Genomic DNA, 14,296 nt, shown 5'->3' with positions numbered 1-14,296 from the left:
ATGGCGGATCAGCCGAGCGCCGTTGTCTCCGGCGCCGCCGGCGGCATCGGCCGTGCGCTGGCCGAGGGGTTCCTGGAGGCGGGCTATCGGGTGACCGGCGTCGACCGCGCCGACCAGGGATGGTTCGCGCCGGGTTTCGACTATGTCACGCTTGATCTTCGCGACGATGACGCGGTCGCCCGCTTCGGCGCCGGCCGCGAGCGCCTCGATGTCCTCGTCAACGCGGCCGGAATCATCCGCCGCGGCAAGGAATTCGACCTCGAAGTCTTCGCCGATGTCGTCGACATCAACCTAACCGGTACCATGCGTCTTTCCTCCGCCTGCCGGCCGGCGCTGGCGCGTCAGGGCGGCGGCGCTGTGGTCAACATCGCCTCGATGCTCTCCTTCTTCGGCGGTGCGCTGGTGCCGGGCTATTCCGCGTCGAAGGGCGGCATCGTCACGCTGACCAAGTCGCTGGCCATCGCCTGGGCCGGGGATGACATCCGGGTCAACGCGGTCGCGCCGGGCTGGATCGCGACGCCGCTGACCCAGGCGCTGCAGGACGATCCCGAGCGCAGCCGCACGATACTCGAGCGGACGCCGATGGCGCGCTGGGGCACGCCGTCCGACCTCGTCGGGCCGGCGCTGTTCCTGGCAAGCGACGCCGCCCGCTTCGTTACCGGTACCGTGCTGCCGGTCGACGGCGGCTATTCCTCGATGTAACCCGCGACGAACGGAACAGACGATGGCGATCGAAGACCCCAATCCCCGCATGCCCTTCCAGCTTCCGATGCCGGCCGAGACCGCGGCCGACATCGTCGTGCCGAGCGTTCTCCCGGAGGACGAGCGGGTCTGGGTGCCGCAGGCCGACAATGTCTGGTTCCGGCCGCTCTGCCTGAGCGCTTCGCAGGGCTACTGGGTCAACCTCCTCAAGGTCACCCGCTCCGGCGTCCTCTCTCGTCATCGCCACACCAACCCGGTGCATGGCTATGTCCTGAAGGGACGCTGGCACTATCTCGAGCACGACTGGGTGGCGACCGAAGGCGGCTATGTCTACGAACCGCCAGGCGAGACCCACACGCTGGTGGTGCCGGAGGATGTCGAGGAGATGATCACCATGTTCCAGGTCAACGGGCTGATGCTCTATGTCGACCCCTGGGGCAAGGCGCTCGGCTTCGAGGACGTCTTCACCAAGATCGACATGTGCCGGAAGCATTACACCGACTGCGGCCTCGGGGCCGATTTCGTTGATCAGTTTATTAGGTGAGCGCGGATGTCGGGCACCGTCGCCAACGAGCGTAACGACCAACTGGTATCCCCAACGCTGTCATCCTCCGACTTGATCGGAGGATCGTGGGGCAACGCAAACACATTGACGATCTTGCGCGACCCGGCCGATCCTCCGATCAAGTCGGAGGATGATGTGTGCGCGGTTAACCGCGCTACGCCACCCTTCATCCCATAGGCGTCTTCCATGTCCCGTTCCGTCGCCGGCCCCGAGATCGAGCGCCTGATCCAGCTCCTCGCCAAGCTGCCGGGCCTGGGCCCGCGTTCGGCGCGGCGGGCGGCGCTGCACCTGATCAACAAGAAGGATGAGTTGCTGGTGCCGCTGGCCAAGGCGATGGACCTGGCGGGCGAGAAGATCGTCATCTGCTCGACCTGCGGCAATGTCGATACCAGCGATCCCTGCCTGATCTGCACCGATCCCCGCCGCGACGGCACGACGATCGTCGTGGTCGAGGAGGTCGCAGACCTCTGGGCGCTGGAGCGGGCAACGGCGATCAACGCCCGCTATCACGTGCTGGGCGGCGTGCTGTCGCCGCTCGACGGCATCGGCCCGGATGATATCGGCATCGCCGGACTGGTCCGGCGCGTCGCCGAGGGCGGCATCAGCGAGGTGATTATCGCCGTCAACGCAACAGTCGAGGGCCAGACGACCGCGCATTACATCACCGACCAGATCGGCGGCGGCGAGGTCAGGATATCGCGGCTCGCCCATGGCGTGCCGGTCGGCGGTGAGCTCGACTATCTGGACGAGGGAACGCTGGCTGCGGCCATCCGCAGCCGCACCCCGTTCTGAACCAGCGCCCAGCGGTCCCTGATCATCGCGCCGAGCTTTCGCCCGACCATTTCGGGAACGTACGGCTTGGCAATGAAGCGCCCGTCATAGGGAATCGTTTCGTCCGCCAGCTTGGTCTGGCCGGACGTCACGACCACCAGGATATGCGGGTAGCGGAGCGCGACATGTCGGGCGAGGTCCATCCCGTCCATCTCGCCCGGCATCCTGACATCGGTGAAAACGACGCTGATATCGGGGCGGGCGCGGAGAACCGCCATCGCCTCTCCGGCATCCGCCGCCTGCAGTACCTCGAATCCCTGGTGCTCCAGAACCCACACCGCGTCCTCGCGCACGAAGAACTCATCTTCGACGACCAATACGACATCGGGGGTGTTGGGGGCGGGCTGGCTCATGCCGCACTAACGGGTTGACGAAGCAATGGGTTCCGACGACGCGAGGAGGGCGACCGATTGTGGCTAACCATTGATTAAAATTGGAGCGATCGTCCTGTCGCGTCACGACGGAGGAGGGGGGCTGCGCAGGCAGGATTCTGGAATGTAACATTTTAGAACGCCAGAAACAAGAAAAATAACAAGCAAAAACAATTAGATAGAAAATGCGAATTAGGAAATATCGAAAATCGACTTGAAAACGCCCCGCTCCCTGGCCTACCGTCCGTGCATTGGGAGGACGGTTACCGATGGTCAGCGCACTCGGCTTGCGCCAGCGCAGCGTTGCATTCGATGGACCTCGCACCCGCGGCGACGCGGTGTTCGAGGTGCTGCTCGATGCCATCGTCAAGGTTGACCTCAAGCCAGGCGACGCGTTGGCCAAGGACGCCATCGCCAGGGAACTCGGCGTCTCGCGAACGCCGGTCGGCGATGCGATCAACCGGCTCGGCGCCCTTGGCCTGGTCAGTGTCGTGCCCCAGGTCGGGTCCTTCGTTTCGCGAATATCGCCCCAGGCTGTGGTCGAGAGCTCGTTCCTGCGCAGTGCGGTCGAGAGCGAGATCGTTCACCGCCTGGCCTCCACCGGCAAGCGCACGCTGGTCGACAAGCTCCGCGAGCGCCTGGCCGAGCAGGCCGGATTTGTCGCCGCTGCCGATGTCGACAGCTTTCACGCCTCGGACGACGATTTCCACCGCTTCATGATCACCGAGGCCGGCATTCCCGGCATCTGGGACCAGATCGCCACGGCGCGGCTCAACCTCGTCCGCATCCGCCGCCTCGGCCTGCCCCAGCCCGGTCGTCTCGCCGACGCCCATGCCGAACACACCCGGGTCGTCGACGAGATCGAGGCGCGGCGGCCGCGCGGCGCCGCCCGGGCGATCACCGAACATATCCGCTACGCCGAGGTCTATCTCCAGCAGCTGGAGCGCGAAAACCCAAACTTCTTCGTCTGATCGGCAAGGTCGGCGCCGAAAGCGGCTCCGGTCAGGCGAAAGCGACGCCGACATAAACCCAAAGGGAGGAAAACCATCATGCAGGAACTCTTCAGGTTCGCCAGCGGACTTGCGTCGACCGCCACACGGGCGGGTGCCGTCGCCGCACTCGGTCTCGGCCTTGCCGCGCCGCTTGCCGCGATCCAGCCGGCAGTGGCGCAGGACGAGGGCCCCATCATCGCGGTCAGCGGGCCGCTGTCCTGGCCATTCTTCGCCGCCGTCAAGCAGGGCTTCGACGACGCGGCCGAGATCTTTGGCGTCGAGTACCAGTATGTCGCCGTCACCGACACGGCCAACATGACCAGCGACTATCCCCGTCTCCTCCAGCAGGCGATCAGCCGCAACCCGCGCATGCTGCTGGTCGGCGAATTCTTCCCCGACGGCATGGACCCGCTGATCAAGGAAGCCACCGCCGCCGGCATCCCGGTCCTGATCCACAACTCGGGTCAGTTCTTCTGGGCCGACAACGGATCGATGGGCTTTATCGGCGAGGACCCCTACCAGATGGGCTTCAAAGCCGGTGAGATCCAGGCCGAAGCTGGCGTCAAGCATGGCCTCTGCTTCAACCAGGTGCCGGGCAATCCGACCGTCGAGGCCCGCTGCACCGGCTATGTCGACGCGATGGAGAAGGCCGGGGCCGAGACCACCTACATGACCATCGGTACCGGCGACGCCACCAACCCGCAGGCGATGATGCAGGCGATCAAGGGCGCGTTGCAGGCCAACCAGGCGATCGACGGCATCTACACGCTGAACGCAGTGCCGGCGATCAGCGCGCTGCGCGCCACCGAGGAAGTCGGCAAGGCCGGCGAGATCATGATCGGCACTTCGGATCTCTCCAACGAGGTCCTCGAGGCGATCAAGGCCGGGCAGATCGCCTTCGCCATGGACCAGCAGCCTTACCTGCAGGGCTTCATGTCGATCCAGACCGCCTTCCAGTATCTCAACTACGGCCTCCACCCGATCGGCCTCGTCACCACCGGCCCGCTGGTCATCGACTCGTCGAATGTCGAAAGGACGCTCGAGGTGAATAAGGAGCATTCGGGCGTGCGCGGCGCATCCTGACACTCTGACGCCAATCCACCGGCCGGGGATTCGATTTCACGGATCCCCGGCCGACTGCTACCGTCGCAGTCCCTTGCGATGACCGAACGCCCATCGGAATTGCATTCCCCATGATGAGACTTGTCCGCAGACCCGAATTCGGCGCGCTCGCCGCCTTCGTGCTCACCTATATCTTCTTCGCCATCGTCACCCATGGCGCCGGCTTCGTCTCGGTCAACGGCACCGCCGGCTGGATGAATCTCGCCGCCGAACTCGGCATCATCGCCATTCCGGTCGGCATGCTGATGATCGCCGGCGAGTTCGACCTGTCGATCGGCTCGACCGTCGGCGCCGCCTCGATGGTGGTCGCCATCGGCACCTCCTTCTTCGACATGCCGATCTGGCCGATGATCGCGCTTGCCCTGGCGATGGGCGGGGCGATCGGGCTGATCAACGGGCTGGTCGTGGTCAAGACCAACCTGCCATCCTTCATCGTGACGCTGGCCACCAACTTCATGGTGCTCGGCGCGACCCTCGGCTTCTCGCGGCTGATCGCCCAGGTGACGTCGAGCTCGATCGTCCAGTCCGACACAGCCCGCGCCGTCTTCGCTGCCAAATGGGGCCAGGCCAATATCTCGATCCTGTGGTGGATCCTCGCTGCGATCATCGGCGGCTGGGTGCTCGGCAAGACCACCTTCGGCAACTGGATCTACGCCACCGGCGGCAACCTCCAGGCGGCGCGCGGCGCGGGCGTGCCGGTCGAGCGGGTCAAGGTCCTGCTCTTCGTTGGCGCCGGCCTCGCCGCCGCCTTCGTCGGCGTGCTGCAGGGCGTCCAGTGGAACTCGGGCAACTCGACCTATGGCCAGGGCTATGTCTTCCAGGCGCCGATCGTCGTGGTGATCGGCGGGGTGCTGCTCGGCGGCGGCTACGGCTCGGTGACCGGCATCTTCATCGGCACGGCGATCTTCGGCGTCATCTCGACCGGCATTTTCTATACCGGCTGGAGCACCGACTGGGTTCTGCTCTTCCTCGGCGGCCTGCTCGCAGCCGCGGTTCTCGCCAACAACTATGTGCGCCGCATGGCGCTCTCGGTGAAATAGGAGGACCGCATGGCCGACACGCCACCCATTCTCGCGCTGCGCGACGTCTCCAAGATCTTCGCCGGCACCAAGGCCCTCGACCAGGTGTCGATGGAGGTCGAGGCCGGCAAGATCCTCTGCCTGCTCGGCGACAACGGCGCCGGCAAGTCGACGCTGATCAAGGTGTTGTCCGGCTACCACCCGCCGACGCTCGGCACCGTGCTGCTCGACGGCCAGCCGATCCGCTTCGCCGGGCCGCGCGAGGCGCGGCAGCAGGGGATCGCCACCGTGCATCAGGACGTCGGCTCGATCCCGATGATGAGCATCGGCCGCAACTTCTTCCTCGGCGCCGAGCCGACCAAGGGCGTCTGGCCGTTCGAGCATATCGACATCGCCGAGGCCAACCGCATTGCCATCGAGCAGATCCAGCGCTTCGGCATCACCCGCATCACCAACGGCGACCAGCTCGTCGGCACCATGTCCGGCGGCGAGCGCCAGGTGCTGGCGATCGGCCGCGCCATGTATTTCGGCGCCAAGGTTCTGATCCTCGACGAGCCGACCTCGGCGCTTGGCGTCAAGGAGGCCTCGATCGTCCTGAGGTTGGTGAGCCAGGCCCGCTCGGAAGGCGTCGCGGTGGTCTTCATCACCCACAATGCCAGCCACGCGATGACGGTCGGCGACCGCTTCGTCGTGCTGATCCAGGGCAAGGTCGCGGCGAGCTTCGCGAGAGGCGAGAAGTCGCGCGAGGAGGTCCTCAACCTGATGGCCGGCGGCGAGGCGATCACCGAACTCGAGGAAGAGCTCGAAGCCTCCGCCTGAGGCGGCGACGACTGCCCTGTGTCAAGGACGCTTGACAACATTGCGTGAGTCGATATGTAAAGGGAGCTTTACATATCGACGAGGCGACCATGAGCGAGAAACAGGCAACGCTCCGCTACTTCGCGGGATTTGTACCAGCGATGGCGATTTTCCTTGGCGGGTCGTTAGGCCTGGCGTGGCTGGACAAGAACGTCGGTCTGCCCGATCTGGTCATGATAGCACTGGCGATCGTCCCGATCGTGGCGCTTCTGTCCATGTTCTGGCTGCACTGGCGGTTCCTGCAGGAGATCGACGAGTACCTGCGCCAGATTCAGATCAACGCTTTGCTGTGCGGCGCAGCGGTAGCGTTGGCGATCGCGACCGGCTGGGGTTATCTGGAGAAATATTCCGATCTGGCGGCCCTTCCTGTTTTCTGGTTGAACCCGGTCTTCTGGGTCGCATACGGGATAGCGGCCGCGGTCTTCACGAGGTGGGCGGGCCGGCGTTGAAAAACAACATCCGGAAGCTGCGCACGGAGCAGGGCTGGTCGCAGGCGCTGCTTGGCGAGAAGCTCGACGTATCCCGCCAGACCATCAATGCCCTTGAAACCGGCCGGTACGACCCGTCCCTGCCGCTGGCTTTCAGGATCGCCCGGCTCTTCGCATTGAAAATCGAGGCGATATTTGACGACGAGCCGGCGGACCGCGGTTGAAGACGTCCTCACCCTGATCGCCGGTCATCGGTCTTCGCCGACGTTCATTTCGCCGCCCAGCGCTGGCGCATGCGGGCGGCGACGTCGATGCGCGGGGTGCCGGGCGCCGGGGCGTGGCCGGGACCGGCGATGACCGCCGGCCACAGCCGCGCCTCGAAGTGATCGACGATGTGGTCGGGGATGAAGCGCGTGCGCTGGGCCAGCACATGGCGGTCGCCGCGCCGCGCCTGCTGGTGGACATAGCAGCGCTGCGGCGTGATCAGGTCGAGCGCGTCGCGAGCCCGCGTCATCGCGACATAAAGCAGCCGCCGCTCCTCCTCGATCTCCTCGGTGGTGCCGGTGCCGAGATCGGAGGGGATGCAGCCGTCGATGCAGTTGAGCACGAAGACCGACTTCCATTCCTGGCCCTTGGCCGAATGGATGGTCGACAGGATCAGGTAATCCTCGTCGAGCATCGGCACGCCGGCCTCGTCGCTGGTGGCGCCGGGCGGGTCGAGGGTGAGTTCGGTCAGGAAGCGCTCGCGCGAGGCGTAGCCCGAGGCGATCTGACCGAGCTGAACGAGGTCGGCGAGGCGGACCGCTGCATCGTCGTGAATGCGTTCGAGATGCGGTTCGTACCACTGGCGGACTTGTTCGAGCTCAGCCGGCCAGCCGGTCTGGCGGGCGTTGAGGTTGACGATCAGGTCGCGGAAGGCCGGCCAGTCGGCGGCTGTCGTCGCCGGCGGCATGAAGCGGTCGAGGGCGGCGGCGGTGTCGGGGCTGTCCTCGATGCGGTCGAGGATGAGGGCGGCATTGGCCGGGCCGATGCCCGGCAGGATCTGCAGCACCCGGAAGCCGGCGACCCGGTCGCGCGGATTCTCGGCCAGCCGCAGCACGGCCAGCATGTCCTTGACGTGCTGTGCGTCGAGGAATTTCAGCCCGCCGAACTTGACGAAGGGGATGTTGCGCCGGGTCAGCTCGATCTCGAGCGGCCCGGAATGATGCGAGGCGCGGAAGAGCACCGCCTGCTGCTTCAGCGTCATGCCGGCCTCGCGGTTCTCCAGCACCCGGTCGACGACGTAATCGGCCTGGCCGGCATCGTCGAGCACCCGGGCGAGCACCGGCTTGCCGCCGCCCTGGCGCGCCGTCCACAGGTCCTTGGTGTAGCGCTCGGCGGCAAGGCCGATCACGGCGTTGGAGGCGGCGAGGATCTCCGGCGTCGAGCGATAGTTCTGCGCCAGCGTGACGATGTCGGCCGACGGGCGGAATTCGCCCGGAAAGTCGAGGATGTTGCGGACGGTGGCGGCGCGGAAGGAATAGATCGACTGCGCGTCGTCGCCGACCACGGTGAGGCCGCGCCCGGTCGGCTTGAGGGCGAGCAGGATGCGCGACTGCAGGCGGTTGGTGTCCTGGTATTCGTCGACCAGCACATGGTCGAAGCGGCCGCCGGTCTCGGCGCCGAGGTCCGGGTCCGACAGCATCTCGGCGAGGTAGAGGAGCAGGTCGTCGTAATCGAGGACGTTCTGGCGCTGCTTGGCCTCGACATAGCCGGCGAAGAGGTCGCGAAGTTCCGCCTCCCATTCGGCGCACCACGGATAGACCTTGCGGAGGATCACATCGAGTTCCGCCTGCTCGTTGACCGCCCGCGAATAGATGGCGAGGCAGGTCGCCTTGAGCGGGAAGCGCTTGGCGGTCTTCGAGAAACCGAGCTCGTGGCGGACGAGGTTGATCAGGTCGGCGGAATCGCCGCGATCGTGGATCGTGAAGGACGGGTCGAGGCCGATCTCCGGCGCCCGCTCGCGCAACAGCCGCGCGCCGACCGCATGGAAGGTGCCGGACCACGACAGCGCCGCGGTCGCCGCCTGGGCTTTCGCCCCCATCGCCTGGCCGACGATCCGCTCCACCCGGCGCGCCATCTCGGCCGCGGCGCGGCGCGAGAAGGTGAGGAGCAGGATGCGGCGCGGATCGGCGCCTTCGACGATCAGCTGGGCGACGCGATGCGCCAGCGTCGCCGTCTTGCCCGAGCCGGCCCCGGCAATCACCAGCAGCGGCCCCTCCGACGCATGCTCGGCGGCGCGGCGCTGGTCGACATTGAGGGTGGCGAGGTGGGCGGTCACGGGGGCCGAATCAACCGGTTCGAGGGGCGCGGCCAGCAAATATCATTCACGGTTTGTTCGCAAACGGTAAACACGGATATATCCCCTTTAAACATGTAAGAGGATTTCCTATATTAAGGTCATCGGAGATAGATGATGACCACACTCAAGAGATTCCTCGCCAAATTCCCGGATGACGACGCCTGCTTGGACCACATGATGAGGGTCCGCTACGGCGAGCGGTTCAACTGCCCGAAGTGCGACCGGGATGCGCGGTACTATCGCGTGAAGGCTCGGCGCTCATACGAGTGCGAGTTCTGCGGTCATCAGGTCTATCCGACCGCCGGGACGCCTTTCGCCCGCACCCGCACATCCCTGCGGGACTGGTTCCACGTCATGTTCATGTTCACCACCACCCGCAACGGCGTGGCGGCCAAAGAGGTCCAACGCCAGATTGGCGTGACCTACAAAACGGCTTGGCGCATGTGCGATCAGATCAGAAAGTACATGGGCTACGTCGATGGCGATGGTCGCTTGGGCGGCGTCGGTGGTGGGATTGTTGAAGCTGACAAGCACTTCGTCGGCGGCAAGGACAAGCAAGGCCACGACGATAAGACGGTTGTTCTAGGGATGCTGGAACGCGGCGGCGAGGTCGTTACTCGCATCGTGCCGGATCGGAAGCTGTTGAACGTAGTGCCGGTCATCAAGGACTTTGTGCGACACGGCTCGCGCATGGCGACCGACAGCGCCAACGCTTTCAAGGATCTTCATCTTGAAGGCTACCGCCATGAAATGGTGAACCACACCGCGAAGGAATGGGTTCGCGGCGAGACCCACACCAACACTATCGAGGCTTTTTGGTCGATGGTTCGCCGGACGATTGAGGGGACACATATCTGGGTGTCGCAGAAGCACCTTCCGAAGTACCTCGGCGAGATTGAATTTCGCTGGAACCTACGGAAGCGCCCTGACCTGATGTTCGACCTGCTCTTGCAAGCCTTCCCGCGTCCGATTCTGGCTTCGTCAGCATCGCGTGAAGCAACTGATTGAATGCATCAGGTTGATTGGGTTGTCTCACGATTGGCTATCCGTTCTTTCGCCGCTGCGACTATTTCTTCGATTCTGGACTGACGTCTGCTGAGTTGTCGGTATCCAAAAAACCCCACAATACAGCCCGCCACAAAAGCCACGACGCAAATCCAAAATAGGAGGTCCGCCATGGCATTGTCGACCGTCACCAGACGTTCAACCCCTAACCAGAATGCGCCAGCAACCAGAAATTCGCCCGCCACAAACTGCCAAAATTCTTCGACGCTGGCGCTCTTAAAATCTTCCAATTCGCGAATGGACACAGGCACCCCCTCTATGACGCGGTCAACATAGGTGGCTGTGTAAGTGGCGCCGACGCCAACGCTGTCGCTAGTGGCCGTCCGCCCTTCATAGGGGGGCGGCGTAGCGTCAACGTCATTCTTTTTAGATGGTTTCGGCTGGGCCGCAGCTTTAGCCATCTTTGAGAGAAGGCTTCCCGTCTTTGTCGAATTCGATCTCGACTGTTTGCGCGGCCTCTATTTGCTTCAGCTGCCTGGTAAGCAGGTCGCGCACCGAAATCGCTACGTCGTATGGCAACAAGACTGCCGCCCGAAGGACCGCTGGCGAATCCGCGTCGTACGCCTCCACGAATGACACTCGAAGGCCGGCCGGTGTAACGGTTGCAAGGGCCTTGTTCGCGTAGACAGCCGGCCCGCCGACCATAACTGCGTCTATTTCCTCTTTCGTGACAGGCTTCTTCTCTGCCGCCGCCTGCTCGGCCGCGGCCGCCGAGGCTACGACTTCTTTCTTTGCCATTGGACTGTTCCCCACTGCTGATTGTGGGTGAGATTATCACAATTCATCGGTACATGTCCAAAGGGGATATATCCGGGTAAACATTGCAGAGCGTTCTATTCTTCAAGCTCCACCTTGGTTTCGTCCCAATGCCCCGACCACTTTACTCTCAAGGTACAAGTGGCACCGACCCCTTCGTCCGCGACGGCGACTATGGTCAGTCGGTAAATACCGACACGGTCCGTCAAGCCGTTGTCCACCAGCCAGGCTTCGTCAGGGGGAGTCTTCAGGAATAGTCTGTTGTGTGTAGGGTCGACGGAGATCACGTCCACGAATCTCGGTTCTAGCGCTGCTACATCGATGGATTCATAGAAATCTTGGCTATTCGACCACCGGAGCTTCTGAGGAAGAGACGCAGCGGATTCCGCGAAATCGGTGCCATCCTGTGAATATTCAATCTTTGCAAGTCGAACTCTGCAGTTCTTTGCAGATTTGTCAGGTCGCAGATTGAATATTCTAACTCGATACCAGCGCGACGGTCCTTTGTTGTGTGGATCTGCGGGCGTCGGGATATTGCTATTTTCGATCTGACTTACCCAAGGCTCCCTATCCTCGAAGTCAATCTTCAAGCTCGAAGCGACTTGCCGCTGCAGCGTGACTACTTTGTTCAAAAGCCCAGCGATCGACCACGCTGCTACGATCGAGAAGGCGAGCAGGATTAGCCACGGAGCCGTTATTTCGGGGAGGAATCCGACGCCGAGGCCTTTGAGAATGCCCAAAAGTCCGACTATCCCAGAAATCACGCTCGGGAGCAGAAAAAGCCTTCCGCCGACGGCCGACAGGTATGCCTTAAGGTACTCCATTCCGCTCGGGCTCCGGACGCATTGGGTTGTGTGACGTATGTAGACGCTCTTATAGATTGGGTGTCGCGCAGCGGTCGCTAGGGACGATTAAGAAATTTCAGACCACCAAAAAATCGTCGTGGTCGAGCGCCGGCCTGGCGTCGAGCCTGGCGAACTTGATCTTGCTGGCGCCGCCGTCGCCGTCGGGGTCGTAGAAGAGGGCGCCGGACTTCGCCTTGTAGAGCAGGTGGTCGTTGTCGCCTTTGGCCTTGCCGCCCTTGCGGAATTCGTCGCGGCCCACCCTGGCGCCGAGCGCTGCGAAGATGCCGCTGTCGAGGCCGATCGTGTCGGCGCCGGGCTTGAAGTCGGCGATCCGGTCGATACCGGCCTTGCCGGCGCCCTTGCCGAGCGCTGTATCGAAGACGAACTGGTCCTTGCCCCGGCCGCCGATCAACAGGTCCCTGCCGGGGCCGCCGGCGAGGCTGTCGCCGCCGCCGAGGCCATAGAGCCGGTCGCCGCCGCCCGTGCCGGTGAGTATGTCGGCCTCCGCCGTGCCGTGGAGGGCGATGCGATCGAGGTCGCGGTCGGGCGCGGCATAAGGGATGAAGCCGTCCTTCTCCGCCGTGACGAGGAAGCGCGCGACGAGGTCGGGCCTGGCCGCATAGTCGACCGCCAGCACCAGTTCGCCGGCGTCCGCATATGACTTCTGGAGTTCCTTGATGGTCTGCTTGTCCGGCCTGAAGCGGTTGTTCTCGTCCTTGCCGCCGCGCAGGTAGACATCCTCGACGGCGATGCCGGCGACCGCGTCATGGAGCGCTGCGACGCGGGCAGCATCGGGCTTCGCCTTGCCGCCGGTGTCGTGGACAAGGTCGCTGAGAAGGAAGGCGGCGTTCTGCTGGATGAGGACGAAATCGGGGTTGATGGCGCGGGCATGGGCGGCGAGGTCGACGATGAAGTCGATCATCCGCGCCGCAGCGTCCGCCCCGGTCTTCGGATCGCCCGGTGCGCGGTCCTTTGCCCGGGCCTCATGCGCCCAGAAATAATAGGCGTCGACGATATCGAGATAGGCGCCGTCGAAGCCCTGGGCGGCGATGGTCTCGATCCAGTCGATGGCGATCGCCTGCCAGTCCGGGTCCCAGTAGCGGACCTTGCGGCTCTCCGGCCAGTCGGGATTGACCGGCCCCAGCCAGTCGGGCGCGGCGGCGGTGAGCTTGCCACCGGCCTCGCCGGTCTTCATCCAGCTCTCGTTCCAGTAGAAGCGGAAATCCTCGGTCTCGCCGATCGAGATATAGGCGAGCACGGCCTTGCGGCTGGCGCCGCTCCCCTGCATCAGGTCGACTTGCGCCGGCGTGAAGGCGGAGGCGGCCGTGCCGTCGCGGGCATAGTCGACCACCATCAGGTCCGTGCGCGTGGCGGCGACCGCGCCCGGATCGAGCGGGCTGCCGCCCGGACCTTGCAGGCGGTAGCTCCAGCTTTCGATGGCGACCGGCCCGTCGGCGGTCATGATGCTGGTCATCGACGGCTCCGGTTCATGTCGGCCGGGTTGGATGGGGCGCGTCGCCTGTATAGCGCGAAACGCCGGGATGGCGGGACGGGTCGGTGTGGCGTGGTGAGCGAAGCGTTGCCGGGGAGGGCGGCGGGCGGGCGCCGCGCTGTCAGTCGACAATGGTCGCACGCGGCCGACCACCTACTCGACGTCATGCCCGGGCTTGACCCGGGCATCCATGCCATCGCGATTCCGCGACCGGCAGCGAATGGCGTTGGCTGCGCCGTCATGGCGTGGATGGCCGGGTCAAGCCCGGCCATGACGGTCGAGGGGAGCCGTGCGGAAGGCCTGCTCGCGGCAGGCGTACGCCCCCTCGAACCTGTCGTTGGCACAGCGCGCCACTGCGCGGGGGTGGTACGCGGCAGGTCCCGCCGGCCCTTGGGACATTCTGTGAATCCTTTCCCGCTCGTCCCCGCGAAAGCGGGGATCCAGTCCTCACGCTGCGTGCCTGTATCGGCCGACCGCGCGCGCCCATGCCCGACGCCGCCTGGGTCCCCGCTTTCGCGGGGAGGAGCGTCGAGGGGCGCGCGCGCCATCCGGCCGAGCCACGTCACGGAGTTGGTCGGGAACCACTGACCTGTCATCCCCGGCGAGCGCCGAAGGCGCGAGGGAAGGGGATCCAGTAAACGGTGCCGCGCTTCGTTCTGCAGCGACATCGGTTACTGGTTCCCCTTCCCGCGGGCTTCGCCCGCGCCGGGGATGACAGTCGGGGCGGCGGCATCGCTCTGCATCAGGCAAACGCCTTCGTCGCCGCGAGCGAATCCGCTCCGGATTGTGGTTGATCCCGCGTGGGCACGCGGCTTTGCCGCTTTGCCCACCCTACTCTTGTCCCGTCCCTGTCGCGCCCTGTCGGCGCTCCTCGCCTCTTGAGAGACGAGGGGGTGGCGGGTGCTGCTG

At 64.6% G+C, this 14,296-nt stretch carries 16 protein-coding genes; 10 read left to right on the top strand and 6 right to left on the bottom strand.

The features are described 5' to 3' along the window. The 3 genes from BLT60_RS20190 (at position 1) to recR (ending at position 2,059) form a co-directional block, all read left to right on the top strand. Entirely contained in the window at positions 1 to 702 is a 702-nt protein-coding gene (locus BLT60_RS20190) for an SDR family NAD(P)-dependent oxidoreductase (RefSeq protein WP_090879393.1), read from the top strand. A gap of 22 nt (positions 703 to 724) precedes the next feature. Next, on the top strand, positions 725 to 1,246 hold the full coding sequence (locus tag BLT60_RS20185) for a 2,4'-dihydroxyacetophenone dioxygenase family protein (protein ID WP_090879392.1): 522 nt from the start codon (positions 725 to 727) through the stop codon (positions 1,244 to 1,246). Positions 1,247 to 1,453: 207 nt separating this feature from the next. Next, positions 1,454 to 2,059 (top strand): recombination mediator RecR, encoded by a 606-nt coding sequence (gene recR, locus BLT60_RS20180; RefSeq protein WP_090879390.1) that lies wholly within the window; start codon positions 1,454 to 1,456, stop codon positions 2,057 to 2,059. Here the strand turns inward: recR and BLT60_RS20175 are convergent. Next, complete coding sequence (locus BLT60_RS20175; RefSeq protein WP_090879388.1) at positions 2,005 to 2,451, bottom strand: response regulator; 447 nt, start codon at positions 2,449 to 2,451, stop codon at positions 2,005 to 2,007. The two genes, recR and BLT60_RS20175, sit on opposite strands and share 55 nt — an antisense overlap. A 287-nt stretch (positions 2,452 to 2,738) precedes the next feature. On the opposite strand from BLT60_RS20175, the gene BLT60_RS20170 reads away from it, so the two are divergent. From BLT60_RS20170 to BLT60_RS20145, 6 genes are all read left to right on the top strand, one after another. After that, positions 2,739 to 3,440 carry a GntR family transcriptional regulator gene (locus tag BLT60_RS20170; protein ID WP_090879386.1) on the top strand — a complete coding sequence of 234 codons (702 nt, stop codon included), beginning with the start codon at positions 2,739 to 2,741 and terminating at the stop codon, positions 3,438 to 3,440. 78 nt (positions 3,441 to 3,518) lie between these two features. Continuing rightward, complete coding sequence (locus BLT60_RS20165; protein WP_090879384.1) at positions 3,519 to 4,544, top strand: sugar ABC transporter substrate-binding protein; 1,026 nt, start codon at positions 3,519 to 3,521, stop codon at positions 4,542 to 4,544. A 110-nt stretch (positions 4,545 to 4,654) separates the two neighbouring features. After that, complete coding sequence (locus BLT60_RS20160) at positions 4,655 to 5,623, top strand: ABC transporter permease (protein ID WP_090879382.1); 969 nt, start codon at positions 4,655 to 4,657, stop codon at positions 5,621 to 5,623. Between the two features lie 9 nt (positions 5,624 to 5,632). After that, positions 5,633 to 6,421, top strand: a complete 789-nt coding sequence (locus BLT60_RS20155; protein ID WP_090879380.1) for an ATP-binding cassette domain-containing protein — start codon at positions 5,633 to 5,635, stop codon at positions 6,419 to 6,421. Between the two features lie 89 nt (positions 6,422 to 6,510). Next, positions 6,511 to 6,909, top strand: coding sequence for a hypothetical protein (locus BLT60_RS20150; RefSeq protein WP_090879378.1), 399 nt, complete (start codon positions 6,511 to 6,513; stop codon positions 6,907 to 6,909). Further along, on the top strand, positions 6,906 to 7,112 hold the full coding sequence (locus tag BLT60_RS20145) for a helix-turn-helix transcriptional regulator (RefSeq protein WP_090879844.1): 207 nt from the start codon (positions 6,906 to 6,908) through the stop codon (positions 7,110 to 7,112). Before BLT60_RS20150 ends, BLT60_RS20145 begins: the two co-directional genes overlap by 4 nt. A 44-nt stretch (positions 7,113 to 7,156) precedes the next feature. Here the strand turns inward: BLT60_RS20145 and BLT60_RS20140 are convergent, their stop codons facing one another. Then, positions 7,157 to 9,208, bottom strand: coding sequence for an ATP-dependent helicase (locus BLT60_RS20140; RefSeq protein WP_175478550.1), 2,052 nt, complete (start codon positions 9,206 to 9,208; stop codon positions 7,157 to 7,159). A gap of 135 nt (positions 9,209 to 9,343) precedes the next feature. On the opposite strand from BLT60_RS20140, the gene BLT60_RS20135 reads away from it, so the two are divergent. Next, positions 9,344 to 10,237, top strand: a complete 894-nt coding sequence (locus tag BLT60_RS20135; protein WP_244521364.1) for an IS1595 family transposase — start codon at positions 9,344 to 9,346, stop codon at positions 10,235 to 10,237. A 5-nt stretch (positions 10,238 to 10,242) separates the two neighbouring features. Here BLT60_RS20135 and BLT60_RS20130 read toward each other — a convergent pair whose 3' ends face one another. The 4 genes from BLT60_RS20130 to BLT60_RS20115 all read right to left on the bottom strand — a co-directional run bounded on the left by BLT60_RS20130 (position 10,243) and on the right by BLT60_RS20115 (position 13,369). Next, positions 10,243 to 10,695: a hypothetical protein gene (locus BLT60_RS20130; protein ID WP_090879375.1), complete on the bottom strand. Its 453-nt coding sequence runs from the start codon at positions 10,693 to 10,695 to the stop codon at positions 10,243 to 10,245. Next, positions 10,688 to 11,032, bottom strand: coding sequence for a hypothetical protein (locus tag BLT60_RS20125; protein ID WP_090879373.1), 345 nt, complete (start codon positions 11,030 to 11,032; stop codon positions 10,688 to 10,690). The genes BLT60_RS20130 and BLT60_RS20125 overlap by 8 nt, the downstream gene beginning before the upstream one ends. 95 nt (positions 11,033 to 11,127) lie before the next feature. After that, entirely contained in the window at positions 11,128 to 11,874 is a 747-nt protein-coding gene (locus tag BLT60_RS20120; protein WP_090879371.1) for a hypothetical protein, read from the bottom strand. 97 nt (positions 11,875 to 11,971) lie between these two features. Beyond that, a complete protein-coding gene (locus BLT60_RS20115; RefSeq protein ID WP_090879369.1) occupies positions 11,972 to 13,369 on the bottom strand; it encodes an MJ1477/TM1410 family putative glycoside hydrolase in 1,398 nt (465 codons plus the stop codon). Between the last annotated feature and the right edge of the window lie 927 nt (positions 13,370 to 14,296).

The sequence above is a fragment of the Bauldia litoralis genome, assembly GCF_900104485.1.
In the GTDB taxonomy this organism is placed as follows: Bacteria; Pseudomonadota; Alphaproteobacteria; order Rhizobiales; family Kaistiaceae; genus Bauldia; species Bauldia litoralis.
This window is presented reverse-complemented; position numbering and strand designations above follow the sequence as displayed.

Coding starts and splice junctions, on each gene's coding strand:
- recR (WP_090879390.1), top strand. CDS start 1,454: ATGTCCCGTTCCGTCGCCGGCCCCGAGATCGAGCGCCTGATCCAGCTC.
- BLT60_RS20160 (WP_090879382.1), top strand. CDS start 4,655: ATGATGAGACTTGTCCGCAGACCCGAATTCGGCGCGCTCGCCGCCTTC.
- BLT60_RS20185 (WP_090879392.1), top strand. CDS start 725: ATGGCGATCGAAGACCCCAATCCCCGCATGCCCTTCCAGCTTCCGATG.
- BLT60_RS20120 (WP_090879371.1), bottom strand. CDS start 11,874: ATGGAGTACCTTAAGGCATACCTGTCGGCCGTCGGCGGAAGGCTTTTT.
- BLT60_RS20175 (WP_090879388.1), bottom strand. CDS start 2,451: ATGAGCCAGCCCGCCCCCAACACCCCCGATGTCGTATTGGTCGTCGAA.
- BLT60_RS20115 (WP_090879369.1), bottom strand. CDS start 13,369: ATGACCAGCATCATGACCGCCGACGGGCCGGTCGCCATCGAAAGCTGG.
- BLT60_RS20190 (WP_090879393.1), top strand. CDS start 1: ATGGCGGATCAGCCGAGCGCCGTTGTCTCCGGCGCCGCCGGCGGCATC.
- BLT60_RS20155 (WP_090879380.1), top strand. CDS start 5,633: ATGGCCGACACGCCACCCATTCTCGCGCTGCGCGACGTCTCCAAGATC.
- BLT60_RS20165 (WP_090879384.1), top strand. CDS start 3,519: ATGCAGGAACTCTTCAGGTTCGCCAGCGGACTTGCGTCGACCGCCACA.
- BLT60_RS20150 (WP_090879378.1), top strand. CDS start 6,511: ATGAGCGAGAAACAGGCAACGCTCCGCTACTTCGCGGGATTTGTACCA.
- BLT60_RS20130 (WP_090879375.1), bottom strand. CDS start 10,695: ATGGCTAAAGCTGCGGCCCAGCCGAAACCATCTAAAAAGAATGACGTT.
- BLT60_RS20135 (WP_244521364.1), top strand. CDS start 9,344: ATGACCACACTCAAGAGATTCCTCGCCAAATTCCCGGATGACGACGCC.
- BLT60_RS20170 (WP_090879386.1), top strand. CDS start 2,739: ATGGTCAGCGCACTCGGCTTGCGCCAGCGCAGCGTTGCATTCGATGGA.
- BLT60_RS20125 (WP_090879373.1), bottom strand. CDS start 11,032: ATGGCAAAGAAAGAAGTCGTAGCCTCGGCGGCCGCGGCCGAGCAGGCG.